19 protein-coding genes are annotated in these 26,064 nt (G+C 62.3%); 8 read left to right on the forward strand and 11 right to left on the reverse strand.

The features are described 5' to 3' along the window. Positions 1-52: 52 nt before the first annotated feature. Entirely contained in the window at positions 53-793 is a 741-nt protein-coding gene (locus A9D15_RS08605) for a sulfotransferase (RefSeq protein ID WP_172807500.1), read from the reverse strand. An 87-nt stretch (positions 794-880) separates the two neighbouring features. After that, entirely contained in the window at positions 881-1,294 is a 414-nt protein-coding gene (locus A9D15_RS08610; protein ID WP_066763973.1) for a PepSY domain-containing protein, read from the reverse strand. 226 nt (positions 1,295-1,520) lie between these two features. On the opposite strand from A9D15_RS08610, the gene A9D15_RS16535 reads away from it, so the two are divergent. Then, on the forward strand, positions 1,521-1,703 hold the full coding sequence (locus A9D15_RS16535) for a hypothetical protein (protein WP_156521720.1): 183 nt from the start codon (positions 1,521-1,523) through the stop codon (positions 1,701-1,703). 151 nt (positions 1,704-1,854) lie between these two features. Then, positions 1,855-2,076, forward strand: a complete 222-nt coding sequence (locus A9D15_RS08615) for a DUF2171 domain-containing protein (protein ID WP_066763975.1) — start codon at positions 1,855-1,857, stop codon at positions 2,074-2,076. 66 nt (positions 2,077-2,142) lie between these two features. Here A9D15_RS08615 and A9D15_RS08620 read toward each other — a convergent pair whose 3' ends face one another. From A9D15_RS08620 to A9D15_RS08640, 5 genes are all read right to left on the reverse strand, one after another. Beyond that, complete coding sequence (locus A9D15_RS08620; RefSeq protein ID WP_066763976.1) at positions 2,143-5,589, reverse strand: CheR family methyltransferase; 3,447 nt, start codon at positions 5,587-5,589, stop codon at positions 2,143-2,145. Positions 5,590-5,684: 95 nt separating this feature from the next. Next, on the reverse strand, positions 5,685-6,452 hold the full coding sequence (locus A9D15_RS08625) for a Crp/Fnr family transcriptional regulator (RefSeq protein ID WP_066763978.1): 768 nt from the start codon (positions 6,450-6,452) through the stop codon (positions 5,685-5,687). Then, positions 6,452-6,970 (reverse strand): PAS domain-containing protein, encoded by a 519-nt coding sequence (locus tag A9D15_RS08630; RefSeq protein WP_066763979.1) that lies wholly within the window; start codon positions 6,968-6,970, stop codon positions 6,452-6,454. The genes A9D15_RS08625 and A9D15_RS08630 overlap by 1 nt, the downstream gene beginning before the upstream one ends. 310 nt (positions 6,971-7,280) lie before the next feature. Continuing rightward, positions 7,281-9,332 carry a TonB-dependent receptor gene (locus A9D15_RS08635; RefSeq protein WP_229660392.1) on the reverse strand — a complete coding sequence of 684 codons (2,052 nt, stop codon included), beginning with the start codon at positions 9,330-9,332 and terminating at the stop codon, positions 7,281-7,283. Between the two features lie 341 nt (positions 9,333-9,673). Beyond that, a complete protein-coding gene (locus A9D15_RS08640) occupies positions 9,674-11,215 on the reverse strand; it encodes an MBL fold metallo-hydrolase (protein WP_216634384.1) in 1,542 nt (513 codons plus the stop codon). A gap of 243 nt (positions 11,216-11,458) precedes the next feature. Between A9D15_RS08640 and A9D15_RS08645 the strand changes: the two genes are divergently transcribed. The 3 genes from A9D15_RS08645 to A9D15_RS08655 all read left to right on the forward strand — a co-directional run bounded on the left by A9D15_RS08645 (position 11,459) and on the right by A9D15_RS08655 (position 16,924). Then, positions 11,459-14,104, forward strand: coding sequence for a cation-translocating P-type ATPase (locus A9D15_RS08645; RefSeq protein WP_066764227.1), 2,646 nt, complete (start codon positions 11,459-11,461; stop codon positions 14,102-14,104). Then, a complete protein-coding gene (locus A9D15_RS08650) occupies positions 14,101-15,111 on the forward strand; it encodes a sodium:calcium antiporter (RefSeq protein ID WP_066763985.1) in 1,011 nt (336 codons plus the stop codon). Before A9D15_RS08645 ends, A9D15_RS08650 begins: the two co-directional genes overlap by 4 nt. Positions 15,112-15,217: 106 nt before the next feature. Continuing rightward, on the forward strand, positions 15,218-16,924 hold the full coding sequence (locus A9D15_RS08655) for a monovalent cation:proton antiporter-2 (CPA2) family protein (RefSeq protein WP_172807501.1): 1,707 nt from the start codon (positions 15,218-15,220) through the stop codon (positions 16,922-16,924). Positions 16,925-17,162: 238 nt separating this feature from the next. On the opposite strand, the gene A9D15_RS08660 is transcribed toward A9D15_RS08655, so the two are convergent. Beyond that, the gene (locus A9D15_RS08660) at positions 17,163-19,220 is read right to left on the reverse strand and encodes a ribonucleoside-diphosphate reductase subunit alpha (protein WP_066763988.1); all 2,058 of its coding nucleotides are present in this window, start codon (positions 19,218-19,220) and stop codon (positions 17,163-17,165) included. 604 nt (positions 19,221-19,824) lie between these two features. Here A9D15_RS08660 and A9D15_RS08665 point away from each other — a divergent pair. Next, positions 19,825-20,064 (forward strand): GlsB/YeaQ/YmgE family stress response membrane protein, encoded by a 240-nt coding sequence (locus tag A9D15_RS08665; protein ID WP_066763990.1) that lies wholly within the window; start codon positions 19,825-19,827, stop codon positions 20,062-20,064. Positions 20,065-20,155: 91 nt separating this feature from the next. On the opposite strand, the gene nadB is transcribed toward A9D15_RS08665, so the two are convergent. Further along, positions 20,156-21,766: an L-aspartate oxidase gene (nadB, locus tag A9D15_RS08670; RefSeq protein ID WP_066763992.1), complete on the reverse strand. Its 1,611-nt coding sequence runs from the start codon at positions 21,764-21,766 to the stop codon at positions 20,156-20,158. Positions 21,767-22,036: 270 nt separating this feature from the next. On the opposite strand from nadB, the gene A9D15_RS08675 reads away from it, so the two are divergent. Then, positions 22,037-23,221 (forward strand): acetyl-CoA C-acyltransferase family protein, encoded by a 1,185-nt coding sequence (locus A9D15_RS08675; protein WP_066763994.1) that lies wholly within the window; start codon positions 22,037-22,039, stop codon positions 23,219-23,221. An 81-nt stretch (positions 23,222-23,302) separates the two neighbouring features. Here A9D15_RS08675 and A9D15_RS08680 read toward each other — a convergent pair whose 3' ends face one another. Further along, a complete protein-coding gene (locus A9D15_RS08680; RefSeq protein WP_156521722.1) occupies positions 23,303-23,722 on the reverse strand; it encodes a hypothetical protein in 420 nt (139 codons plus the stop codon). A gap of 237 nt (positions 23,723-23,959) precedes the next feature. On the opposite strand from A9D15_RS08680, the gene A9D15_RS08685 reads away from it, so the two are divergent. Beyond that, positions 23,960-24,343 (forward strand): hypothetical protein, encoded by a 384-nt coding sequence (locus A9D15_RS08685; protein ID WP_066763996.1) that lies wholly within the window; start codon positions 23,960-23,962, stop codon positions 24,341-24,343. Between the two features lie 145 nt (positions 24,344-24,488). Here A9D15_RS08685 and A9D15_RS08690 read toward each other — a convergent pair whose 3' ends face one another. Further along, positions 24,489-26,018, reverse strand: a complete 1,530-nt coding sequence (locus tag A9D15_RS08690; protein WP_066763998.1) for a thioredoxin family protein — start codon at positions 26,016-26,018, stop codon at positions 24,489-24,491. Between the last annotated feature and the right edge of the window lie 46 nt (positions 26,019-26,064).

Below are 26,064 nucleotides of genomic sequence, written 5' to 3' on the forward strand. Positions count from 1 at the left end.
TCGCGAAACGCCCCCTCCCCGCACCTGCGGCGAGGGGGTTTTCATTTGGGTTTCATCTGGAGCCGCCAAGCTTCCGCCGCACGCCCGCCACCAGCCTTCGGGCAGAGCGCGCGTTGAGGCCCCAGCCCGACCCTTGCAGGTGCTGCAACCGCTCCGCCCCGATGGCGGCGACTTGCGCTTCGTCCAGATCCTCGCCCAGCCATGCCAGCAGGGGCGCGAAGCCTTCGGGCTTTCCGTCGTAGTCGGCGTGGTCGATCAGGAAAGTGCGCTTCGGCTCCTTTGCATGGAACTCGCGGTACCAGCGCGTCGCCTCGGTCAACTGGGCGCGGGCGGTGTCGGCATCGCGGTCCTTCCACCAGCCGGAACGCAGCGTCTTTTCGACATCGCGCGTGTTGAACACGATCCGAGCATCCGGAAAGGCATCGAGCATGAAGCGCATCGCGTGGCGGAACGTATCCTCACCGATCACTTCGGGCAGATAGCGGATTTCTTTGAAGCCCGTGACCCGCGTACCCGGCGGCGGGCAGAGCACCTCCTTCGTAAAGGCCAAGGCCAGCGAGGCGGCAAAGGCGCGGGGGTCGATCGTGTCGATCCCGTACCAAGGCGTATGCGGCCCGTCGGCAAGGTGCCCGAAACGGTCGTGGGCGTCGCGCACGACGTGGGCGGCATCGGCAAGTGCGTTCAGCGCGCCGCCGTTCTCTCCCCTGATGCAATAGCCGGGGACGGCGTTCAGCAGGTTGGTCAGCGCGGTCGAACCCGACCTGCCGAACGTGACCACGAATAGATACTGCAAAGTCCCTGCCCCTGCTGGTGCCAGCCTGTACCGATCATCTCGGCACAGGGATTGCGCCATTGCAAGGGCGGCAGGGCGCTTGTCCGCTTACTTACGGACAGCGCCCAAGTTCCAGAACCAGCGCGGGTCGAGGCGGCAGCTCTTACGGTTGCGCCACATCCGGATGTAGAGCCACAGGCCCAAGAAACTGAAGAAGATCATCGCCAGACCCGACAGGACCGAGATGCCCGTGCCGATGGGGCCGAACGTCTCGCCCGAGTGCAAGTGATGGAACAGGCCGACCATGCCGCGGATGCCGGTCGCGCCCTCGCGCGGGGGCATGCAGCGCCAGCCTTCGGGGCATGCGAAACCCGCCGGCGGGGTCCGCGCAGCGGCTGCCGCAGCGGGTTCTGCAGAGCTGGCAGGCCAGAGAACCGCAACCTGGCTCAACACGCCAGTGACTGCGATCCAGAGCAGAAAACCGCCGAAAAAGACCGACAACCAGCGATGCCACTTGCGCATTTTCAGTCCCTTTGATGAAAATTACCGGATCGGGATGGCGGCCTATTTCACGCCTGCGGCGCAATAAACCATCACACTGTCGCAGATTGTAACCGTTTGCGCAGTTACCGCCGCCGCAACCATGATTTTCGGAATCAGAATAACCACCCTTTTTTGCGCATCGTTCAATCCCGGCTGTCATTTCTTGGACCTGCGTGATCGCAAACGCACGAGACCAGGAAAAAGGATGAACGACATGCTTGAGAAACTCGGAGTGAAGAGTGGAATGGCCGTGTTCGACGCGGAGGGTCAGTCGCTGGGCGCCATCGAGACCGTGGGCGACAACGACTTCACCGTCGGCTCGAAGGGCTACACCGTCAAGGACATCGAAATGGTCGAGCCAAGCGGAGTGTATCTCTCGGTCAGGTAAACGGTCCCGGCTCTTGGAAAAGCCGATCGATCAGCCAAGTCAGGCACCCCACGGCCGACCCGCCACAGGCCGTTCCCCCGACGCGCCGAGGCGTGGACCCGATCACCGATCTGCCCGTTAATATAGTAAATACAGACAGATAGGAGATCTTATGTTCGAGAAGTTGCGTATCAAGGAACACATGGAAGTCACCGACATCAACGGCCAGCATCTCGGTACGGTCGACGAGATCGAGGACGAGCGCATCAAGCTGACGAAGTCCGATTCCAGCGACAACAGGCATCACTTCGTGTCGCTCGACGATATCGACCGCATTGATGACAACCGCATCTACCTGAAGGCGGCAGCGATCATTCCCGAAGGCGTCGCCTGAGAGAAAACAACTTCAAAGTCCGCGCCATCCTGACGGCGCGGCGCGAAGGCCCGGCGGAGACCCCCTCTACGCCGGGTTTTCTGCGTTTGCCGTCCGCGCAAGACCGTTCAACAGCAGCTTGCGGCGAAATTCGCCGTCGCCTTGCCCGCCATCCAGCTTCGCATCGAGTTGACGCACCGACGCTTCGACAAGACGCGTGCCGAAACCGGCGCTCGGCCCCTTGTCGGTGATGCCGTCCATCTTCTCGACCCAGGAAACGACGACCTTGTCGCCCTCGTGGCCGATCTCGACCAGCAATTCACCGCCCTCATCCGAAAGCGCACCGTATTTCGTGGCATTTGTCGCCCATTCGTGAAGGATCAGCGCCAATGACGTGATCTTGCCGGTCGGGACCATCGCGTCATCGCCAAGGATGCGGACGTCCTGGTTGCTGCGCGCAGGTCGCAGGACCACATCGATCAGTTCGCGCAGGCCCACAGGTTCGTCCACGCGGCGCTGCTGCGTCAGGGCATGGGCGCGGCCCATCGCGTCGATGCGACGTTTGAGATCGCCCGCGAACTCTTCCACCGTCTCGCTCTCGCGGTGCGAGATGCCGATCATCGCGCCGACAACCGCGAACAGGTTCTTGATGCGGTGGTTCATTTCCCGCAGCAGCAGGTCGCGTTCGGCCAGCGCCTGACGCTCCGACGAAATGTCGTAAGTAACGCCGACGAAACGATGTTCCCCATCAATGAAGATGCGTCGGGCCAGGCCGTGCAGCCAGCGTTCCTCGCCCTCGCGGGTGATGACGCGGAACGTCTCGTCGAAATCGCGCCTGCCGTCCATTGCGTTGCGCAGCGCCGAATTCACGTTATCCCGGTCTTCCGAATGGACCCGCTTGAGGATGAGATCCATCTTACGAGCTTCTTCCCCATCGACGTCGAGCAGTTCGCGCTCGACTTCGTCCAGCTCGGTTTCGCCGGTGGCGGGATCGTATTCCCAGATGCCGATACGCGCGACGCGAATTGCCAGTTCAAGCCGCTCGCGCTGCTCGGCCAGTTCGCGTTCCATGGCGAGCGCGGCGGTGATGTCGTTGAACACCAGCGTCGCACCGTCCGTCGTCCCGTCCTGCTTCACATAGGGCAGGACGCGCAGCGCATAGTCGCGTCCGCTTTCGCGATTGTGCGCGCGGGCGTCGGCCTTTTCGCCCGTGCCGGCAACGCGGCGGGCCAGGTCCATGTAATTGCTGTCCTCAAGGAACGTCGTCACTTCCGAAAGCTTGCGACCCCGGTCGCCGTGCTGGAACGGGAAGAGCGAGCAAGCTTCGTCCGTAAAGCTGCGGATACGCAGTTCGTCGTCGACCACGATGACGGCGAGCTGCGTGGAATCGAAGAAATTCTCGAGATCCGAATTGGCGACGATCAGCTGGTCGACCTTGTTGCGAAGCTCGTCGTTGACGGTGGTCAGCTCCTCGTTCGTGGACTGGAGCTCCTCGTTCATCGACATCATTTCTTCGTTGGAGCTCTTCAGCTCCTCGTTCGCGGTCTCCAGCTCTTCGACCGTGGAGCGCAGGCGATGGCGCGTGATGCGAAGTTCGTCTTCGAGGAATTCGATCTGGTCGTCGGTTTCGCCCAGTTCGACGAGATCGCCCTCATCCATCGGCACGAAGGGGCCGGTTTCGCGGATGACGACGAGGAACGTACCGTCGCGCACCGGATCGCAGATGACCTGCACCGGCTGTTCGCCGAAGTCGGTCTTGACCTTCACGTCGCGCGCAACGTGGCGTTGCTTGCTCTCCTTGGACTGGCGGACCAGCGCGCCGATGATTTCGCGCAAGCCCGGCTTTGCCAGCGAAGTCGCGTGAAGGCGCCGGTCGCGTTCAGCGGGGAAGTCAAGATAGCGCCCGACCTGCCCCCACGTGCTGAGGATGGTCGCTTCCCCGTCCACCAGCAACGATGGCGACGTGTAGGTCTCGGTCAGCTTGCGTAGCGCCTCACCCTCGAGCCAGCTGCGTTCGTACTGGTACGACTGCCGCTCCATTGAAGTGCGCGTCGGGCGGCGCGTGGTTCCGGGAAGCTCCAGCGGATAGCTGGGGTGCATGCCGGTACGCAGAAACAGGCGGTGCTTGGCATCGACCGGCGAAAACAGGTCGTCGTACCGGCCGATGGTTTCCGACGGACCGAGCAGCAGCCAGCCATCGGGGCGCAGCGCATAATGGAACAGCGGCAGGACCGCCTGCTGCAGCCTGTCGTCGAAATAGATCAGCAGATTGCGGCACGAAATCAGGTCGATCCGTGAAAACGGCGGGTCCTTGATCACCGAATGCAGGCTGAAACGCACCATGTCGCGGATCGAGGAATTGATCGCGAAAGTATCGCCGTGTCCGACGGTGTAAAGACTGCGCATCGGTTCGGGAATGTCGGCCAGCGCGGCGATCGGGTAGATGCCTTCGCGCGCGATACGCAGCATCTGGTCGTCGATGTCGCTGGCGATAACCTGCACCGTGACGTTGCGGTCCTGTGCCCGCAGTTCCTCTGCGAACAGCATGGCGAGTGAATAGGCTTCCTCACCGCTGGAACAGCCGGGCACCCAGATGCGGATGCCGTGGCGCTGGTCGGCCATGCGGACGAGCGGTTTCACCACCGTCTGGTGCAAAACCTCGAATGCCTCGGGATCGCGGAAGAAGCGGGTCACGTTGATCAGCAGGTCGCGGAACAGCGCCTGGCATTCGTCGACATCGCTGTGCAGGCGTTCGATGTAGGCAGACAAGTCCTCGATCCCCAGGACCTGCATGCGCCGTTCGATCCGGCGACCCATCGTGGACCGCTTGTAGCCGGAAAAATCGTGCCCGATCTGGTCGCGCAGCGCGCCGCACAGGTCGTCGATGTTGTAGGCGACGGCGTCTGCCGCCTCTTTCGGGTCGACGTTGTCGAGGCTGCGGTCGAAGAATTCGCGCAGGCAGGTGATGATCTGGTTCGAATCCCGCACGAAATCGACAAGGCCGGTGCCCACTGCCGACAGCGGCATCCCGTCATAGCGCGCACCCTCGGGCTCCTGCGCGACGGCGACGCCGTGGTGTTCCTTGATCGCGCGCAGGCCGCGGCTGCCATCGGCGCCCGTGCCCGACAGGATGACGCAGGCCGCACGGTCGCCCATGTCCTCGGCCAGCGCCTCGAAGAAGTCGTCGATGGGCCGCCGCATCCCGCGCGGGTCCTTGAACTCGGTCAAGCGCAGGACGCCGTCCTCAACCGACAGGCCGGAGCCGGGGGGGATGACGTAAATGTTGTCCGGTTCGAGCGTTTCGCCGCCCACGATCTGGCGCACCGGCATGTCGGTGTACCGTTCGATCAGCTGGGCCATCAGCGATTCGTGATTGGGGTCGAGGTGCTGAACGACGACAAAGGCCATGCCCGGCAGCCCCTTGGAGCCACCCAGCATTTCCCTCAGCGCCTCCAGACCGCCCGCGGATGCCCCGACGCCGATGACGGGGAATTGCGTGTCAGCCTCTGCGTCCCGTGGAGTCCGCGTTGTCATCGGAGCGGGACGATAGTCATTCACTGATAACGTTACAATCGGCTTGTTCGAATGATGGCGGGATTGATGCCGAGGCAAGTTCGCGAGGCGCTCGCTCAGGCGAGTTCGGCCTCGAACGCATCGGCCAGATATAGGTCGCCGTTGCCGTACAGATAGGCGCCGTCGAACTGTGCCATCTGCTTTAGCCGATCCATGTCGGAGATCATCACCCGCCCGCGCGAGAAATCGATCAGCCCCGCCTCGCGCATGGCGCGCACGGTGCGGTTCATGTGGATCGCCGTCGTTCCGCAAGCGTCGGCGAGCTCAACCTGCGTCAGCGGCATCGCGCAGCTCGTCGGTTCGGCCAGCCCCACGAAATCGAGCCTGTGCCACAGTTCCACGATCAGGTGCGCCAGCCGCCCGTCGGCGTTCAACTGCTCAAGCTTCAGAATCCATTCGCGGTGCATCGCCGCGTCGAGCAGGGTCGCAAACCACAAGAGGCGCGTGAGGTGCGGCTCGGTCCGCATGACTTCGACCAGCTTCGCATGCGGCGTGTGCCCGACGACCGTGTGCCCGACAGTGACGATATCGTGATCGAGCCGCTTCAGCGCAAAACCGTGCAGGTCGACGAAATCGCCGGGCACGTGAATGCCGATAATGTGCCGCTTGCCGCCACGCGTGATCGAACGCGCGATGAAACCGTCGATCAGCATCGTCGATTTTTGCGCAATCTCGCCGCGGCCGATCAGCTTGGTCGGCGAGGTGTAAATTTCGGTATGCTCGACCAGGTCTTCGAGAAGCTCCTTCTCCCGGTCACGCATTTCGTGCCTAAGGCGCCCCATCATGAAACGGCCGGTCTTGGGGTGACCTACTGCAATCGCCATCAGTCAAGCCTCGCTTCTGCGATCAGCGCGGCGCTGTTGGCAAGCGATCGGAACGTGCCCAGCGTGACCATTCCCATTTCGCCCGCCAAAGAGCCGAGTTCGCGGATATCCTTGCGAAGCGTTTCGTCATAACCGTCGTGCCCGCGCCGGTCGTGCTTCGAAAAATCGAATTGCGATCCGATGATGAACGTATCGCGGCCGTTGCGGCGGATTTTCGTCATGTAAAGAAGGTTGAGGAACGGCGTGCCGTCCTTGCGCACGTTGGGGATCAGGAAGCGGTCTTCCTTCACACTGTCGTCAACAAGAAAGGTGCGCATGCGTTCGCGCACCGGACCTGCCCCGCCCTCCGGCTGGAGGAAGCGGCAATTGCGCCCCACGATCTCGTCGTTGCTATACCCGGTCAGGTTTTCGAAAGCGGCGTTAACCGCGATCAGAGGCACATCATCAGCACGGGCGTCAGCAACGCTGAGCGAGATACCGCTCTTCTGCATGAACTCGATAATCGGATCGGCAAGCATGCCTTAGATCGTCCCCCGACGTTGGATTTCAGCCCCTTACCATCCCCACCCTCATATAGACATTTGTTAATCTGGCGAGGGGGCTGGCCAAATAATGTTCGCTTCGCCGCCCCCGACCGTGTGTGCCGAGCGACGGTTTCCCAACAACCGTCCGTTTTTGGAAAGGGTTCCGCACAACGCGACGGGCCGTGCCCGAAAGGGGGCACGGCCCGCGTAATCGCAATCGAAGTGATGCGGGAGAAGGCGCTGCCGATGCACTTCCGCGCAGTCGCGGCAACACGCCGGACCTGCATCCCCATAGCCAGTCGGATCAGAACCGGATGCGCGCGCTGACCGATGCGTTCAGAGGCTTGGCAGGCTGGATGTTGTTGTCGCCATGCGCGCTCGGGTAATAGTCTTCGTCGAACAGGTTCTCGATGTTCGCCTGAAGTGCGACATTCGGGCTGATCTCGAAATAGCCCGCCAGATCGACGCGCGTATATGACGGCAGCTTCACGGCATTGCTCAACGACGCATACTGGCTGGAGGCGTGGACGATGCCCCCGCCGATGCCGAAGCGGGGCGAGAAGTCATAGCGGGTCCATGCGGCGAAATGGTGGTCGGGCACCTGCTCGAGGATCGTGCCCGCCTCGGTACTGCCGACACGTGAGCGGACTTTCCCGTCGAGATAGCTGTAGCCGATGTTCGCGTTCCAGCCCGGGGCGAGCTCGCCGGTAAGCTGCGCCTCGAAACCGCGCGTCCGGGTCTTGCCGGTAAGGATCACGAATCCCGGATTGTCGGGATCGGTCGTCTGACGGTTCGATCGTTCCAGTTGGAAGACGGCGGCGGTCAGCAGCAGTTCGGGGCGCGGCGACCACTTGATACCGGCCTCCATGTTCTTGAACTTTTCGGGCGCAAGCTCTGCCGAAGTGGGGCTGAGCAGTACGAACTGGTCACCGGCCTGCGGCAGGAAGCTTTCGGAATAGCTGGCATATAGCGACAGGTCTTCCTGCGGCTTCAGCACGACGCCAAGGCGCGGGCTCCACTTCTCGTCCTTGCGCGATGCGGGCGTATTGCTGACGAGGTTCACGGTATCGAGATCGAAGCTTTCGAACCGCACGCCGCCGATGATCTGGACGAAATCGCCCAGTTCGATCTGGTCCTGCACATAGGCGGACAGGACGGTCAGTTCCGATGCACGGTCGCGGGCAAGCGGTTCGAGGAAAAACGCGGGAACACTGATCTCGTCCGCCAGCGGAACGCTTGCCGAAGTCGGGCCGTCGATAGATCCGAAGTGGACGACATCGCGAGAATTGCCGGTTTCCTGGCGGATGACTTCAAAGCCTGCGAGTAGCGTGTGGCCGATCCCTCCGGTATCGCCCTGCCAGACCAGATTGCCCTGCCCGATCCAGTTGCGGCGCGTGGTCGCGTCGCGATAGCCCGAAAGACCGACCGTGTCGCCATCGGTGCCCGACGGGACGATGTTGGCATAGACCTTGTCGTAATCGGCGAACTGGCCGCTAAGGTTCACACTAAGTGCGTCGGAGAAGTCATGCTCGACGCGGGCGCGGGCGATGTGGACTTGCGCGCTCGCCTCGTTGAAGCCCGGCTGGCCGAAGAAGGTATTGTCATATCCGGTCAGCGGCGCGCCGTTCAGCGAGGGCACACCGCGATCGGTGACGCGCTCGTCATCGTCGTAGCTGTAGCCCAGGATGACGCGGGTATCGTCGCCCGGTTCCAGCGTGACGGTCGGGCTGATGCCGAAGAAGCGGCCTTCGTATTCGTCACGGTGGCTGTCGAATTCCTCGTACGTCGCGCTAAGGCGCGCGGCGGCATTGGTCGAAAGCGGCTGGTTCAGGTCTGCCGACAGCGACCATGCACCGAACGTATCCACTGCGCTTTCGGCAGAGCCGAACGCCGTTCCCGGGCGTGCCAATTTGCTCACACGATTGATCGCACCGCCGCCGGCACCGCGTCCGAAGATCAGGGCGCTGGCGCCTTTCAGCACTTCGACACGCTCGATGTTATAGAGCGAGCGGTAATACTGTGCATCGTCGCGCAAGCCGTTGAGGTAGAAATCGGAAGTGCTTTCCTGGCCGCGGATGAAAACCTCGTCGCGGTGGCCTTCACCCGTTTCCAGCGAAACGCCGGCGACAAAGCGCAGCGCATCGTTGAGCTGGCTGACCGCCTGGTCGTCGATCTGGTCGCGCGTGATGACCGAAACGGTCTGCGGTACGTCGATCATCGGAGTCGGCGTCTTGGTCGCGCTGGACCCATCATCGACCGAATAGCCGTCGCGGTCGGCGGAAACGACGATTTCCTGCGGCAGGTAGGAGCGGCGATCGTCCTCCCGATCCTGAGCGAACACCGGGGTCGCAACCATGGCCGTCGCCACCATCAGAGAAGTGCGGATTGAACATGCGGAAACGCGGCGATCGAACTGCAAAGGTACCCTCCTAAAAGTTGCGATTGATTCGCAAAATCGAAAGGCCTGCTAATGCGAAGTGATCGCAAAAGCAATCTTTGCATCAGAGTGTATCAAGGCAGGCGTAGAAGTCTTTCCGCTGCGACATGTCATGGTTCTCTGGCCGGATGGTGAAACGTCGCTCTGGGCCGATAGCCGCAATCCGTCATTGAAGGTCGAGCAGGCCGACGCCTACATTCGAGCGCCATCACGAGCAGGGCCTGAGAAAGGCGGCAGGCTATCCTAACCGCGATTCCGGCCTAACCGCGATTCCGGCGCTCACCTTCCCGATGCGCGTTGTAGGATTCGAGTATGGCGCGCATGTTGTCGAGCGCCTCCCGGCGCTGCCGGTCGTCCTGCAGGTCTTTCAGGCGCGATTTCAGGACCGTGGCGAAATCGGCGTAAGCATTCTGCCAGTCGCGTCCCACAGCCTCTGCCAAGTCGACGCGCCCGGTGTCCAGCCGCTTGGCGGGCTGTCCGGGTGGCAGGGCATATCGCTCACCAATCTGCGGCAGGCGTATCGAGAGATCGGCATGCCGGTTGTGCACCTCGCGGCGCAAGACCTCCAGCGCACCGGCCTCTCCGTGATCGAGGAACAGGCTTCCGGAAATCGGACAGCGTTCATCGATCCATGCTAGCAGTTCCGCTTGATCTGCATGAGCAGAGTAGCTGAGGATCGAGCGGATTTGCGCCCTCACCTTGATGTCCCGTCCGCTGATGCGCACACGCTCTGCACCGCCCAATATCACGCGACCTAGCGTGCCCTGCGCCTGATATCCGACGAACAGAACGGTCGAATCCGGTCGGTGAAGATTATGGATCAGGTGATGGCGGATGCGCCCGCCTTCGCACATGCCTGACGCCGCGAGGATGATTGCGCCCGACACCGAATTGAGCCGCATCGATTCCTTGACCTCGCTGACATAATGCAGCTGCGGCTGATCGAAGACGTTTCGCCCCCCGGTATCTTCGAGCTGCGAAGCATAGCGCCCGAAAACACCGGTCACGCGATTTGCCAGCGGCGAATCTACGAAGACCGAGGCGCTCTCGATTTCGTCGGTTGCCATCAGGTACTGCAGGTCGAGTAGAAGCTCCTGCGTGCGTTCGAGCGCGAAGACCGGGATGACGAGATTGCCCCCGCGCGCCATCGCGGCCTGTACTTCCGACTTCAACAGCCTCCGGCGCTCATCGATCGACAACGGCTCTCTTCGGCGATCGCCATAAGTCGCCTCGCATACGACATGGTCGATGCCAGCCGGGCTGTCAGGGTCGGGATGGAAGCTCTTGTTATCCGGCCCGATGTCGCCCGAACAGATCACGCGGCAGCCTCCTGCTGCCAGTTCAACCGACGCCGCGCCAAGAATGTGGCCTGCGTTCCATAAGCGGGCGTGAAAGCCGTCCGCAGGATCGAAGGGCTCTTCGAGGTCAACCGTACGGCAAAGGCCCCATGCAACCATCGCGTCTTCGGCGGTGTAAAGTGGAGCGAAAGGCTTGTCTCCGGCACGGTCCCGACGGTGGTTGCGGCGTTCAGCCTCGTATTCGTGGATGCGTCCGGAATCCGCGAGCATGTGTTCAAGAAGGTCACGCGTTGGCTTCGTGCACCAGATCGGCCCTTCGAAACCTCGGGATACCAACTTGGGAAGCAGACCGCTGTGGTCGATGTGGGCGTGCGTCAGGATCACGGCGTCGATACGGCGCGGATCGAATGCGAAGTCCTCGAGATTCAGGGCTTCGAGTGAACGTGAACCCTGAAACATCCCGCAATCGACCAGGATACGCCGATCGTCGATTGCGAATTCCATGCATGACCCTGTCACGGTTCCCGCCGCGCCGTGAAAAGTGACAGTAAGCATCCTTTACCCCTTTTCGTTTTCGGCCGGTTTCGTTTTTGACCCATTTCATTTGGGTAGCCTGCAGCGAGCATAGCAGGTCGAGAGCACTGACGGTTTGACCTCGGTCACATGGGTTTTCGCAATTCGAGAGCGCCGCCTCGCCAATTGCGCCAAAGCAATGACCGCCCGTCGCCCTCCTGCTTGACTGCGACGATGCTAAGCGAGAGGCCACACTCCGAACCGGTCGACCTGCTTCTCCGTGCCTATTCGGTCGAGATGGCGATCGGCCTTGAGCCGACAGAGGTGCAGGAGCGTCTGGCGCGCTTCGGTCCTAATCTGATCGAGGCCGGAGACGCCGTATCGCCATTCGCGATCTTCCGGCACCAGCTCGCCAGCCCCGTAGTCTACCTGCTGACCGCAGCCGCATTCCTCGCCTTCCTGTTCGGCCAGCATGTCGAGGCCATGGCAGTCGTCGCGGTGCTGCTGATCAATACCGCCATCGGCTATTGGGCCGAGTACAAGGCAACCCGTTCGATGGAAGCGCTGCGTACGCTGGGCCACAGGTCGGTACGAGTATTAAGGGAGGGACATCAGAGGATGGTGCCGGCAGAGCAGCTGGTGCCCGGGGACGTGGTTGTGGTCGAAGCAGGTGACGTCGTCTCCGCAGACCTGCGCATCCTTGAAGGATCCGGCCTTGCCGCCAACGAATCCACGCTGACAGGCGAATCCGCGCCGGTTGACAAATCGGCCCTGCCCGTCCCTCCCGAAACGCGGCTGGCCGAACGCAGCAGCATGTTTTTCAGGGGCACGGCCGTTACGAGCGGGAGCGGCACGGGCCTTGTCGTAGGGACCGGACGGCGCACTGCCATCGGCGATATCACGCAACTGGTGAAGCAGGCGAGGCCAGCCCGATCCCCGCTGGAAAAGCGGCTATCGAAAGTCGCTGCCCAGCTGGTCTGGCTGACCATGCTTCTCGCCCTGGCCGTGACGGTTGCCGGCATCGCCCGCGATGCGGATCCCTTCCTCATGGTGACGACCGGTATTGCCCTTGCCGTCGCCGCCATTCCCGAAGGGCTACCCATCGTCGCGACACTCGCGCTGGCGCAGGGCATGTGGCGCATGGCGCGACAGAATGCCTTACTGCGCCAGCTTTCGGCCGTTGAGACCTTCGGTTCGGTTTCCGTCATCCTGACCGACAAAACGGGTACGCTGACCGAAAACCGGATGGTGCTGGAATCGGTCTGCCTGCCGGCGATGGACCTTGCCCCGAAAAACTTCACCACGGAATCTCTGGCGGGAGAGGAAGCGGGGTTGTTGCGCGATCTCCTGACCGTTGCGGCCCTTTGCAATTGCAGCGAACTCGATCCTGGAAATGGTGAAGGCGGCGTGGGCGATCCGCTGGAAATCGCGTTGCTCGAAGCTGCCGCCAGCGCCGGACTGTCTCGTGAACAGCTGGTCGATGAACAACCGCAGGTCCGGCTTTCCGCCTTTTCGGCCGAAACACGCATGATGGCGACAGTCCATCGGCACGGCGAGACATTCACCTACGCGGTGAAAGGCGGGCCGGAAGCCGTGCTTGCCCACTGCACCGCAGTCCGCTTCCGCCACGACGACCGCCCGCTGGACGACACGATGCGGGGTGAGTGGCACGAACTTGTCGAAGAACTTGGCAGCGAAGGAATGCGCGTTCTCGCCATTGCGCAAAAACTTGCCCCATCGGCCGATGAAGAGCCGTACACCAACCTGACCCTTCTGGGCCTCGTCGGCTTGCGAGATCCTGCCCGGGGCGACGTGGCCGATGCAATCGCTGCCTGCCACTCGGCCGGGATCGATGTCGCGATCGTGACGGGCGATCACGCGGTTACCGCGGTAAGCATCGGGCGCCAGGTCGGGCTGCCTGTCGATGAAAGCGAACCGGTGGAAGGACGCAACCTTGCCCGGCTGGATTTCGATAGGGACAGGCTTCGCGCCACAAAAGTCTTCGCCCGCGTGGACCCGGGCGAGAAACTGGCGCTCGTCAAGGCTTTCCAGGATTCGGGTGATGTCGTCGCGATGACAGGCGACGGCGTTAACGACGCCCCGGCGCTGCGTCAGGCGGACATCGGCGTCGCCATGGGCAAGCGCGGGACGGATGTCGCGCGCGAGGCAGCGGACATGGTCTTGCTGGACGATGCCTTCACTTCGATCGTCGCGGCAATTCGTGAAGGCCGCATCATATTCGAAAACATCCGCCGTTTTGCCACGTACCTGCTTGCCTGCAACCTCAGTGAAGTCCTTGTCGTCGGCCTTGCGGTATTGATCTCCCTGCCACTGCCGATCCTGCCGCTACAGATTCTCTTCCTCAACCTTGTCACGGATGTCTTGCCTGCCTTTGCGCTGGCGACCGCGAAAGGAGACGCATCGATCATGACCCGTGCGCCGCGGCCTTCGTCAGAGCCTCTGTTGGGCCTTGCACAATGGCGCCGGATCGCCTTGCACGGGCTGGTTCTGACTGGCGCAGTCTTTGGCGCAATGGGGATCGCAAGTAATGCAATGGGTCTCGACGGCGCTCCACTGGTTACCGTCACGTTTCTCACCCTGGCACTGTCGCAGCTGTGGCATGTCTTCAACCTGTCCAGTCCTCGCTCAGGGATCGTTCGGAACGAAGTCACGCGTAGTCCGTGGATTTGGGCCGCACTCGCAGTATGTGGTGTTCTGCTGTGCCTTGCCGTCTATGTCCCGTCCTTGCGGCTGGTCCTCGGCCTGGCGCGTCCGGACGGACAGATGTGGAGCGTGGCCATCGCGGCCAGCCTTGCGCCGCTTCTTGTCATCCAGTTGCCCAGGCTTCTTTCTGCCATAACCGGACGAAAGCAGGCATGATCGAATTCGCCATCCCATGGCTCCAGTTTGCGGTCTGCGCCTTATTGATCGGTTTTGCAGGCCACAGACTGACCCGTTATGCCGACATCATCTCGATCAGGACTGGCCTGCCCAGTTCATGGATCGGACTGGTCCTGCTTTCCGCGGCGACGTCGCTGCCCGAACTGTCCACCGGCATCAGTGCGGTCACTTTGTTCGATACTCCCGACATCGCGATGGGCGACGCGCTGGGCAGCTGCATCCTCAACCTCGCGATGCTCGTCGCTCTGGACGCGCTCAACCGCGGGGAATCGATCTACTGCCGCATCAACCAGAGCCATGTGCTGACCGCAGGTTTCGGGATCATCCTCATTGGCATAGTCGGGCTTACGATCCTGACCTCAGGCACGATCATCGGTCAGGCGCTCTATCATGTCAGCGCCTATACGCCGCTCGTGATCCTGATCTATTTCGTAGCGGTCAGGGCCGCCTATACGCATGAACGCCGGATCTCGATCACGGTGCCGGTCGCGCAGGATGCCGATCCGCTCAACCTGCGGCAGGCCATCGTGCGCTATGCCGCAGCGGCGGCCGTCGTGGCCCTTGTCGGCAGCCTTCTGCCCTCCGTCGGCCTGCAGGTCGTTCTTCTCACCGGGTGGGAGGCCAGCTTCGTCGGCACCCTGTTCGTGGCGATGGCAACCTCGTTGCCGGAATTCGTAGTCGTCATCAGCGCAGTCCGCCGCAACGCCGAGGACATGGCGATTGCCGCATTGCTGGGAAGCAATCTGTTCGATATCCTCATCATCGCACTGGATGATCTTGCCTATACGAAGGGCAACATCTTCGCGGCCGTATCGCCGGCCCATGCCGCTTCGGCATTTGCCGCGGTGATCATGAACGGTATCTTCGTCGTCGCCCTGCTCTATCGGCCCCGCAACAGGCTTTTCGGATCGATTGGCTGGGTCAGTCTATCGCTCGTCTCGATCTATTTCTTCAGTGCCTATTTCCTGTACCTTTACGAGCTTTGAATCGCGATAGCAGGCCGTCCCGCCGGGAATGGTAAAGAGCAATCGCGGCCACGATGGTGTAGTCATGGCATCGCATCAGACAAAGATGCGGGTCCAGGAGGTTCTTTTGCACCCTCAGATACCCTACCTGCGCGAAATCCTGATTTTCCTTGCGGCTGCTGGGCTCATCATGCCGTTCGCACGGAAATTCCGGATCAGTCCGGTGCTCGGCTTCCTCTGCATCGGCCTGCTGATCGGACCTTATGGTCTCGGCAAATTGACATCTGCGGTCCCGGAACTGCGCCTGTTCGTCATCACCGAAACCACAGGCATCGAGGCGATTGGCGAACTTGGTGTAATCTTCCTGTTGTTCAGTATCGGTCTGGAAATGTCGTTCCAGCGAATCTGGTCGATGCGCCGCGACGTCTTCGGTCTTGGCCTGGCCCAGATCATGGTCAGCGCGGCCGTGATCGGATTGTTTTCCTTCTCGCTTGGATTCAGCGGCGCCGTTTCGGTTCTTCTTGGCCTCTGTCTGGCACTGTCTTCCACTGCAATCGTCATCCAGTTGCTGTCAGAGCAATTGAGACTGAGTTCCGCCGCAGGGCGCACGGCCTTCAGCGTGCTCCTGATGCAGGATCTTGCCGTCGTCCCCATCCTGTTCCTGATAACCCTGTTTGCGGGACAGACCAGTTCTGCCACCGGCGCCGCTCTTTTGGCGCTGCTGGAAGCTGCGGCTGTCCTCGTCGCCATATTTGTAACCGGACGGTTTCTGGTTCGTCCCCTGCTCCGTTTCGCGGGCGGTAGCGGTAGCCAGGAACTCTTCATGGCTTGCGTCCTGTTGCTGATCATCGGGACATCCGCGATCACGGCTGCGGTCGGGCTGTCCATGGCGCTGGGTGCTTTTCTCGCCGGCCTGTTGTTTTCCGCAACGGAATACCGTCATCAGGTCCATAACGACATCGAGCCGTTCAAGGGGCTCCTGCTCGCACTATTCTTCATTTCGGTCGGCATGCAATTGGATGTCTCGTCGATCTGGCCGCAGATCGAGGGTATCGTCTTGGCGGCGATAGCGCTGATTACGATCAAGGCGCTCATCATGTTCGTTCTGGCGCGTGCATTCGGCCATTCCCGGGCCGTATCAGCCGAGACTGGCATTCTTCTGGGTGAAGGGGGCGAATTTGCCCTCATCGCCGTCTCGGCCAGCGTTGCGGCTCAGATCATGCCAGAAAATGTCGCCGAATTCGTGATCCCCGTCGTGGTCCTGTCAATGTTTGCCGCACCATTGCTGGCAATCGCAGGCAGACGTGCCGGTCGATGGATCGCTGCCTCCGATGCAAATGACGCGGTATCGTCCGATCGGGAAACGGCGACCGACCGGGTCGTTATCGGCGGTTTCGGGCGGGTCGGTATGGCAATCGGTCGTATCCTGGAAGAACAGCGCATCGCCTATCTCGCGATTGATCGCGATCCCGAACTGGTCATGCGACAACGCAAGGCGGGTGTCCCGATATATTTCGGGAACGCCAACAATGACCGCTTCCTTCACGACATCGGCATCGAGAAGGCGATCGCGTTCATCTCAACGATGGACGAGAGCGATGGTGCAGCAGAAGTGGTCGATGACCTCCACCGGCATCATCCTCACCTGCCCATCTTCGCCCGCGCCCGAGACCCTGCCCACGCACGTGTGCTGCGAAGTCGTGGTGCTGACCTCGCTATCCCCGAAACGACCGAAACGGGCCTGCAATTGACAGAAGCAGTGCTTCAGGCAAGCGGCCTGCCCGACGAACTTGCCCGCTCGATTATAGAGAAGGAGCGGTCGAGTACGCCTTGATCCCTATCGAAAGGTGCCATGGCAAAGCCCTCTTCAAACAGTGCGAACACCAGCGCCGTGCGAAGAGAATAGCTTGGCATGGCCCGTCACGAAGCAGTTCTCAAGATCTTCCCGCTCACTATCCGCGCCACTATCGGTTTACATGGAATCACAGGCCAAACAGGAAAAAGGGTAAGGCACCACAGCACCTTACCCTTTTTCAAAGCTCACGAAGTTTGCGTTCCCGCCCGGGGGCCTACTATTGGCAGGCGAGGCATTCCTCGTAGTCGGTCTCCTCACCCGCAGCGAGGTTGAACTTGGCCGCGTCCTTGGTGTTGTCAGCCTCTACCCCGCCGGCGAAACCGGCGCGCTGAACCGATTTCGAGCGCAGGTAGTAAAGCGACTTGATGCCCATTTCCCATGCGCGGAAGTGCAGCATCATCAGGTCCCACTTGTCGACGTCGGCCGGGATGTAGAGGTTGAGGCTCTGCGCTTGGTCGATGAAGGGCGTGCGATCGGCCGCGAATTCCAGCAGCCAGCGCTGGTCGATTTCGAAGCTGGTCTTGTAGGTCGCCTTTTCCTCGGGGCTGAGGAAGTCGAGGTGCTGGACCGAACCGCCGTGTTCGAGGATCGAGTTCCACACGTTGGTGGAATCCTTCGACTTCTCGCGCAGCAGTTTTTCGAGGTACGGGTTCTTCACGACGAAGTTACCCGACAGCGTCTTGTGCGTGTAGATGTTGGCCGGGATCGGTTCGATACAGGCGCTTGTGCCGCCGCAGATGATCGAGATCGATGCCGTCGGCGCGATCGCCATCTTGCAGCTGAAACGTTCCATCGCGCCGGTGTCTTCGGCATCGGGGCAGGGCCCGCGTTCCTTCGCCAGCATCATCGAGGCCTCGTTCGCCTTGGCCGAGATGTGCTTGAAGATCTGCAGGTTCATGGCCTTGGCCATCGCGCTTTCGAACGAGATGTTCTTCGACTGCAGCAGCGAGTGGAAGCCCATCACGCCCATGCCGACGCTGCGTTCGCGCATCGCGGAATACTTGGCGCGGGCCATCTCGTCGGGTGCGCGGTCGATATAGTCCTGCAGCACGTTATCGAGCATGCGCATAACGTCTTCGATGAACTGCTTGTCGGCCTTCCACTCGTCCCAGGTTTCGAGGTTGAGCGAGGAGAGGCAGCAGACTGCGGTACGATCGTTGCCGAGGTGGTCGCGGCCCGTGGGCAGAGTGATTTCCGAGCACAGGTTGGAGGTCGAGACCTTGAGGCCCAGTTCGCGGTGATGCTTGGGCATCATGCGGTTCACCGTGTCGTTGAACACGATGTAGGGTTCACCCGTGGCAAGGCGGGTTTCGACCAGTTTCTGGAACAGCGCGCGGGCGTTGACCGTCTTGCGGACCGTGCCGTCGCGCGGGCTGATAAGATCGAAGTCGCCGCCGTCGCGGACGGCTTCCATGAACTCGTCCGTCAGCAGGACGCCGTGGTGCAGGTTCAACGCCTTGCGGTTGAAGTCGCCGGACGGTTTGCGGATTTCGAGGAATTCCTCGATCTCGGGGTGCGAGACGTCGATATAGCAAGCGGCCGAACCGCGGCGCAGCGAACCCTGCGAAATCGCGAGGGTGAGCGAGTCCATGACGCGCACGAACGGGATGATGCCGCTGGTCTTGCCGTTGAGGCCGACGGTTTCGCCGATACCGCGGACCTGGCCCCAATAAGTGCCGATGCCGCCGCCGCGCGATGCCAGCCACACGTTCTCGTTCCAGGTGTTGACGATGCCTTCGAGGCTGTCCTCGACCGAGTTGAGGTAGCACGAGATCGGCAGGCCGCGACCGGTGCCGCCGTTCGACAGAACGGGCGTTGCCGGCATGAACCACAGCTTCGAGATGTAGTCGTAGAGACGCTGCGCATGATCCTGGTCGTCGGCATAGGCGTCGGCCACGCGGGCGAAGAGATCCTGATAGGTCTCGTTCGGAAGCAGGTAACGGTCCTTCAGCGTTTCCTTGCCGAATTCGGTGAGGTTCGCGTCACGCGCCTCGTCCGTCACGATGGTGAAGCGGCGCGCCTGGATGTCCTTCGATGACAGCTTGGGCGCAGCAGCGGTCTTCACCGCTTCGGCAACCGCGTTGCCCAGCGCCGCGGCGGCAGCTTCTGCCACCGGTGCGTCCTCGATCGTGTCCGTCTTGTTCATCTTGTCCTGCACGTCTGCCTCCACGGGCGTTTTCTCCTGAGGAGAGGTTTCGAACATGTCGCCCGTCGTATCATCGCCGCTCACGTCACCGGCACTCACGCGACCATCGTCCCCGTTCCTGAAATCCATTTCGATATCGCCCCGTCCTGCCGCCCCGACCGGTATCTCCGACCCTGCGACGTGTTGCACCACTATCGACCTTCCCGCTTCAGTGCCGAGATGCTCCGTTCAATGGAGCGCCCTCGGCATGAACCGGGACGACCGGCGTAAGGGCCGGATGTGTCCGGCAAACCCGTTACCTGATCTGGCCCCGCCGGTCGTCTTCGGCCCCTTGCCGCAACACCTGTTCAGGGCCCTTTGCCGTTCACGACGTGAGCAGCGCCAATCCCAAGGTCTTGCGGTCCTCCCGTCGAACCGACCGCTAGGGATAGTGCCTCAACGCGCAGGTCAAGCAAGCGCAATTTATCCACTGCGCAGTGCAGCAAACCGTGTCGCAAAGCAGCGACGCGTGGACCAAGCTTGACCCGCGGATGACGCAAGGGGGTAGGCGCGGTTTAAAAAACTTTTCCCCAGTTTCCGTCACCAGGGCGCACCCACCAGATATGGTATGGCAAAAGCCCTAATAAAAGGCTGCGACGGCAAATCTGCGATGCGCGCTCGGCAATCTGGTTCGCGGGCGCAACCTTTTCGGGCTAGGCCGGTTCCATCACCGATTCGCCAGCAAAGGATACCCATGCTCAACATCATCGGCGCCATCGTATCGGGCCTCATCGTCGGCATCCTCGCCCGCTTCTTCTACCCCGGCGAAGTCGATCTGGGCTTTTTCGCAACGATCGCGCTGGGCATCGGCGGTTCGCTTCTCGCAGGCCTGATCACCAGCCGCGGCCGGTCCGAATTCTCGCGACCCGGCTGCCTCGCCTCGATCCTGGGCGGCATGGCATTGATCCTCCTGGGCCGTGTTCTCCTGACCTGAGCCGTCAGGCGGGGCGCGTGTTTCCGCAAGTCGGGCACGAACCCTTAATTCCGCTTTCCGCAGCGTTCCTGACACAAGCCGACGCCGAACGTCACGGCACAAGGATCGTGTCCCGCGCGACCTCGTCCGTCTGCGGGTAATCGACATTGTAGTGCAGGCCCCGGCTTTCCTTGCGGCGGCGGGCGCTGCGTACGATGAGGTCCGCCGTCTTCAAGAGATTGCGTAGTTCGATCAGGTCCTTCGAGACGCGGAAGTTGCCGTAGTATTCGTCGACTTCCTCGGTCAGCAGGCGGATGCGGTTGGCGGCGCGTTCCATGCGCTTGTCGGTGCGGACGATGCCGACGTAATTCCACATGAAGCGGCGGATCTCGGTCCAGTTCTGCTTGATGACGACTTCCTCGTCCTGCGCGGTGACGCGGCTTTCGTCCCACACGCGCACCTGTGGCGGAGGTGCGAGTTCGTCGAAGCGTTCGCAGATGTCGCGGGCCGCCGCATCGCCGAAGACGAAGCATTCGAGCAGCGAGTTGGAGGCAAGGCGGTTCGCCCCGTGCAGCCCGCTCTCGCTGCATTCACCGATCGCGTAGAGCGCGGGCAGGTCGGTCCGGCCCTTGAGGTCCACGCGCACGCCGCCGCAGGTATAATGCTGCGCGGGCACGACGGGGATCGGCTCTTTCGTCATGTCGATGCCAAGGCCGAGCAGGCGTTCGTAGATGTTGGGGAAATGCTCGCGCACGAATTCGGGTTTGCGGTGGCTGATGTCGAGGTGCACGTAATCGAGGCCGAGGCGCTTGATTTCGTGGTCGATCGCGCGGGCCACGATGTCGCGCGGGGCCAGTTCAAGCCGCTCGTCGAACTCGGGCATGAAACGCTTGCCCGCTTCCGCACCTGCTTCGGGCGGGAGTTTCAGGATGCCGCCCTCGCCGCGCACCGCCTCTGTAATGAGGAAGTTCTTGACCTCCAGGTTGTAAAGGCAGGTCGGGTGGAACTGCATGAATTCCATGTTCGACACGCGGCACCCCGCGCGCCAGGCCATGGCGATGCCGTCGCCCGTCGCGCCGCGCGGCGCGGTTGAAAACAGGTATGTCCGCCCTGCCCCGCCGGTAGCAAGGATCGTCGCCCGCCCGGTCAGCGCCTCGACCTTGCCGATGCCGGTGTCGAGCGCATAGACCCCCCAGACCTGCTGCCCGCCCTGCGGATCGACAAGGTTGCGGTCGCGGATGAGGTCGATGGCGACCATGTTGGGGCGCATCGTGATGTTGGGATTGGCATCGGCGGCGCGCAACAGCGCCTCTTGCACGGCCCAGCCGGTCGCGTCGTTCACGTGGACGATGCGACGGTGCGAATGGCCGCCTTCGCGCGTCAGGTGAAGGCTGCCTGCCTCGGTATTGAACGGCACGCCCAGATCGACCAGCCGCTGGATCGCCTCTGGCGCATGTTCGATCACGTATTCGACGGTCTCGCGCCGGTTCAGGCCTGCGCCCGCCACCATCGTATCGCGGATGTGATCCTCGAACGTATCGCCGGCATCCAGCACCGCGGCGATGCCGCCCTGCGCCCATGCGGTGGACCCTGAATCGAGCGCGCCCTTGGCCAGCACGAGAACCCGGCATTTCTCGGCCAGCACCAGCGCCGCGGAAAGCCCCGCCGCGCCCGAACCCACGATGACAACGTCGTAATCACGGTCGGAAACTGCGTCGGTCATGCTCTCTCCAAAGGCGGGCTGCCGGGCGCCGGCTACCCCTCGCAGCTCGCATTGCCATCGTCATCGCCATGTCACAAGCGTTGCGGGCGCACATGCGTTCCAGCGCCCTTGCGACACCCTAGACTTTCGACGGGCTGGACGCGTGGCGAATTCGTGCCTATTTCGCACCTGCACACCAAGACGCCGGAACTCTCCGGCACCGGGGCAGCAGGCCGTTTTCAAGAAAATTGGAACAGAGCCTGCATCCCATGACGGAAAGGACCTGATCCGATGAATGCAGTCTATCTCGTCTCGGCGGCTCGTACCGCGATCGGCACGTTCGGCGGCGCGCTCAAGGACGCGAACCCCGGCTCGCTGGGCGCGGTCGCCATCAAGGGCGCACTTGCCCGCGGAGGCGTCGATCCGGAACTGGTCCGGCACACTGTCGTCGGCAACGTCGTCCCCTGCGAACCGCGCGACGCCTATGTCAGCCGCATCGCCGCGGTCGAGGCCGGCATCCCGCACGCAGCGCCCGCGATGACGCTCAACCGCCTGTGCGGTTCGGGCATGCAGGCGATCGTTTCGGCGGCACAGCACATCATGCTGGGCGATCATGACGTCACTGTCGGCGCCGGCGCCGAAGTCATGAGCCGCGCGCCCTATTTCGCGATGGGCGTCCGCTGGGGCCTCAAGATGGGCGACAGCCCGCTGATGGACGGCATGCTCGGCGCGCTGCACGATCCGTTCCACCGCTATCACATGGGCATCACGGCCGAAAACGTGGCCGAAAAGTACCAGATCACCCGCGAACAGCAGGATGAATTCGCCGCTGAATCGCAGCGCCGCGCCGCTGCCGCAATCGAAGCCGGTTACTTCAAGGACCAGATCGAACCGGTCGAAGTGAAGGTCAAGCGCGAAACCGTGATGTTCGACACCGACGAACACGTGAAGGCCGGCACCACGGCCGAAAAGCTTGCCGGTCTGCGCCCCGCGTTCAAGAAGGACGGCGGCACGGTTACTGCCGGTAACGCATCGGGCATCAACGACGGTGCAGGCGCGGTCATCCTCGCCAGCGAGGAAGCCGTGAAGAAGAACGGCTGGACGCCGATGGCGCGCCTCGTCTCCTACGGCCACGCGGGCGTCGATCCGGCCTACATGGGCATCGGCCCGGTTCCGGCCAGCCAGATCGCCATCGAAAAGTCCGGCCTGTCGAAGGACGCACTGGACGTCATCGAATCGAATGAAGCTTTCGCCGCGCAGGCCTGTGCCGTGTCGAAGCAGCTCGGCCTCGATCCCGCGAAGGTGAACCCCAACGGTTCGGGCATCTCGCTGGGCCACCCCATTGGCGGCACGGGCGCGATCCTGGTGACTAAGCTGGTCTACGAACTGCAGCGCACCGGCGGCAAGTACGGCCTTGCCACGATGTGCATCGGTGGCGGCCAGGGCATCGCGACCGTCTGGGAAAACGTCGGCTAACCGCAAGCGGCATAGCCGGATACGAAAAGGGCGGCCCTTTGCGGGGCCGCCCTTTTTCATTGGCGTTGTCCTGAAATCTGGTCAGGCGAAGAGGTCGTGATCCATTTCCTTCTGGTGCGCGTTGGGCACCGGAAGCTGGTTATGCTCGCACTTGCGGTCGATCTCGGGCTCGTCCTCGGCCACCGGCGCGGACATGCCCAGCATGCGGGCGCCCAGCGTCACGGGCATCATCCAGAACTCGATCCAGCTGGCCAGCAGGGGCAGTCCAGCGTCGCTGAACGGCGTTGCGTTGATGTCGTCTTTCTTCGGCATTCGTCCCGTTCTCCCGAATTCGAAACTGCGCGCGTCGACCAGGCGATAATCCCTGATGCCGCGTTTACCGATTCTGCGCATCGATAGCTGCAACAAGGCCGACATGGCGATTGTCGCCCATTTGGCGGCAAAAATAAACCACGCGCTCTCAACCCTATGAAAGCGCAGCGGAAGGTTGTGTTCCCACAAGGGAATCACCCCTTATGCAGGGCAAAATCAACCATGTTCGGTAACCCCGTCTAAACCGCAAAAGAACACCGCTGCATAGTCTTGGGCGCGTAGACTCGGTCGCGGAAGGGCGGACGTGCCCGGCGCGCCAAAGCCATCAACGGGCCTGTCCGCCCTTCCGACCGGAAGTGGAACGCTTTGACCGCACCCAGGCGACTGTCCGGTATTCAGAACATCGAATACAAGGAGACACAGGACATGAAAGCCACTCTGAGGATCGTCGCGGCCGCCGCTGCCGCGTCGCTTACTTTTCCAACCATCGCCATGGCCGAAAAGCCCGAAGTGGGCGGCAAGTCCGTCAATTCCGCCCAGATCGCCAATGGCGACTGCACCGGTTTTGTGCCCGGCCCCAATGGCGAATTCACGACGCCCTACCTCAAGTCGGCCAGCAAGGTTCAGCGCGTTCACAACAAGAACGGCGCGTTTTCGATGTGCCACTTCGACGTACCGGACGAACAGACGCCGGCATCGATGCGCGTGAAGGAAGGGTTCACCTGCACCGTGTCGGGCGTGACGACCAACGATTCCATCATGCAGGTTTCGCCCGGCGGCCGTGGCATGCTCCTTTGCCGCACCAATTGACGGGTTCAGACCTCGGGACGCGCGCCCGCCGCTTTTGCCCTTGCGGCTTTGTCGGCGCGTGGCGCGCGTGTCCGGCCGGGCGGTGTCGTTAGTGCGGACGGCACCGTCCGGCCATTTCGTTTGAAGGGGCAGGCTCGCCTGAAACTCAGGCGCTCTTCATCCAGCCGCCACAGGCCTCGGCCTTGTCGCCCTGTTTTGCACAGACGTCGGCCATCCGCGCTTCGACTTGGTTCAATACCGCGCTGCCGCCGTATTCCTCGCTCCACGCCACCAGCGCCTTGCCCCAGCGGTCCGCCGCGCTCTGCGTGCGTTGATAGTAACCGTCGGGACTTGCGGCCAATTCGGCCAGAACCGCATCGGCGCTGGCCTCTACCGCGGCATCGTCCTTGGGCGTCTGGTCCATAACCGTCATCGCATAGGACACCGCCCACTGCACGCGGGTGGCCGGTCCTTCGGCGGCCTCATAGGCCTTGCGCGCCCATTCTACCGCCTTTTCAGGCTGCTCGTCCTCAGCCGCGCGGTCGGCCATGATCGCCATGTAGTAATAGGGCGATGCGGACTTATCGATCTCGGCCATCAGCACCCTGGTCGCTGCATCGCGGTCGCCGATCTCGTCGAGCACCATCGCGGTGTAGCTGATCACCGACTTGCGCGCGATCGGATCGTCGGCCGCCTTGTCGATTGCCGCCATGCGCACCCGGACCTTGGCCTTCAACTCGTCGGAGAGGCCCGTCGTGCCCTTGACCAGCAGGACTTCGCCGTATGTGGCGTAAGTGCGGTCGAGCAGGGTCAGCGACTTGTCGGCATAGATCGCCTCCAGCGCCTTTCTAAGATCGCCCGCCATCGCGTCGCGCGTGCCCCCCGCAGGGAGCGCAGAGACCAGCGGCCCGCCCATGGAGGCAAGCTCGTACCGGTTCTCGATCGTTTCGTCCCGGCTGGCGAGGATGCCGGGAAGCACGTCCTTCAGCGTCTTTTCCTGCGCCGCGGTCAGCTTGTAGCCGTCGCCTTCCTTCTCCGCCTTCCGCGTCAGGGCCAGAAGTCCGAAACGGCGCTTCAGCGCGTCGTCAGGCGCATTCGCGGCCAGTGCTTCCAGAAGATCGGCCTCGGACCCGTTCTCCTTGAAGCGGGCGGGATCGTTGCCCCATGCAAAGCCGCCAAGAATGGTCCAGTCCTCGTCCGACAGCGACTTCGGATCGGACTTCGCATCGGCCAGCACCGCATCGATCGTGCGCGTGCGGCCTGCGGCCAGCGTCAGCAGGTCGGGCAATTCCGACGCCATCGTGGCGCTGGAAATGCGGGTGATCTCGTTGCCATCGGGGCTTAGCGCGATGACCGTCGGGTAGCCGCTGATGCCGAAGCGGTCGCCCCACTTTTGCGCCCCTTGCGTATCGCCGTCGAGATAGACCGGCACGAAGTCGCGCGTCTTGGCAATGAAGGCGGGGTCCTTGAACAGGGTCTGCTTCATCTCCGCACAGGGCGGGCACCATTCCGCGCCCCAATAGAGCAGGACCGGCTTGCCGCTTTCTTGCGCCTCGGCCAGCGCGTCGTTCACGTCGCCGTCGCGCCAGGCGATCTGCTGGCTCTCCACCGCCTCGGTCCCGGCAGTGTCGCTGCAGGCTCCGAGAACCGCGGCGCAGGACAGCGCCAGCGCGAGTTTCAAGGTGATGGCTTTCATGACGACCCTTCGTTGGTGCGACGAAAGCCGCAGCCTATCGCAATGC

The sequence above is a fragment of the Croceicoccus pelagius genome (assembly GCF_001661915.1).
Classification (GTDB): Bacteria; Pseudomonadota; Alphaproteobacteria; order Sphingomonadales; family Sphingomonadaceae; genus Croceicoccus; species Croceicoccus pelagius.

Bases quoted from the DNA above. Each gene is read 5' to 3' on its own strand.
- A9D15_RS08610 (WP_066763973.1), bottom strand. From the start codon at position 1,294: ATGCGCAAGTGGCATCGCTGGTTGTCGGTCTTTTTCGGCGGTTTTCTG.
- A9D15_RS16535 (WP_156521720.1), top strand. From the start codon at position 1,521: ATGAACGACATGCTTGAGAAACTCGGAGTGAAGAGTGGAATGGCCGTG.
- A9D15_RS08615 (WP_066763975.1), top strand. From the start codon at position 1,855: ATGTTCGAGAAGTTGCGTATCAAGGAACACATGGAAGTCACCGACATC.
- A9D15_RS08620 (WP_066763976.1), bottom strand. From the start codon at position 5,589: ATGACAACGCGGACTCCACGGGACGCAGAGGCTGACACGCAATTCCCC.
- A9D15_RS08625 (WP_066763978.1), bottom strand. From the start codon at position 6,452: ATGGCGATTGCAGTAGGTCACCCCAAGACCGGCCGTTTCATGATGGGG.
- A9D15_RS08630 (WP_066763979.1), bottom strand. From the start codon at position 6,970: ATGCTTGCCGATCCGATTATCGAGTTCATGCAGAAGAGCGGTATCTCG.
- A9D15_RS08635 (WP_229660392.1), bottom strand. From the start codon at position 9,332: ATGGTTGCGACCCCGGTGTTCGCTCAGGATCGGGAGGACGATCGCCGC.
- A9D15_RS08640 (WP_216634384.1), bottom strand. From the start codon at position 11,215: ATGGAATTCGCAATCGACGATCGGCGTATCCTGGTCGATTGCGGGATG.
- A9D15_RS08645 (WP_066764227.1), top strand. From the start codon at position 11,459: ATGCTAAGCGAGAGGCCACACTCCGAACCGGTCGACCTGCTTCTCCGT.
- A9D15_RS08650 (WP_066763985.1), top strand. From the start codon at position 14,101: ATGATCGAATTCGCCATCCCATGGCTCCAGTTTGCGGTCTGCGCCTTA.
- A9D15_RS08660 (WP_066763988.1), bottom strand. From the start codon at position 19,220: ATGGATTTCAGGAACGGGGACGATGGTCGCGTGAGTGCCGGTGACGTG.
- A9D15_RS08665 (WP_066763990.1), top strand. From the start codon at position 19,825: ATGCTCAACATCATCGGCGCCATCGTATCGGGCCTCATCGTCGGCATC.
- nadB (WP_066763992.1), bottom strand. From the start codon at position 21,766: ATGACCGACGCAGTTTCCGACCGTGATTACGACGTTGTCATCGTGGGT.
- A9D15_RS08675 (WP_066763994.1), top strand. From the start codon at position 22,037: ATGAATGCAGTCTATCTCGTCTCGGCGGCTCGTACCGCGATCGGCACG.
- A9D15_RS08685 (WP_066763996.1), top strand. From the start codon at position 23,960: ATGAAAGCCACTCTGAGGATCGTCGCGGCCGCCGCTGCCGCGTCGCTT.
- A9D15_RS08690 (WP_066763998.1), bottom strand. From the start codon at position 26,018: ATGAAAGCCATCACCTTGAAACTCGCGCTGGCGCTGTCCTGCGCCGCG.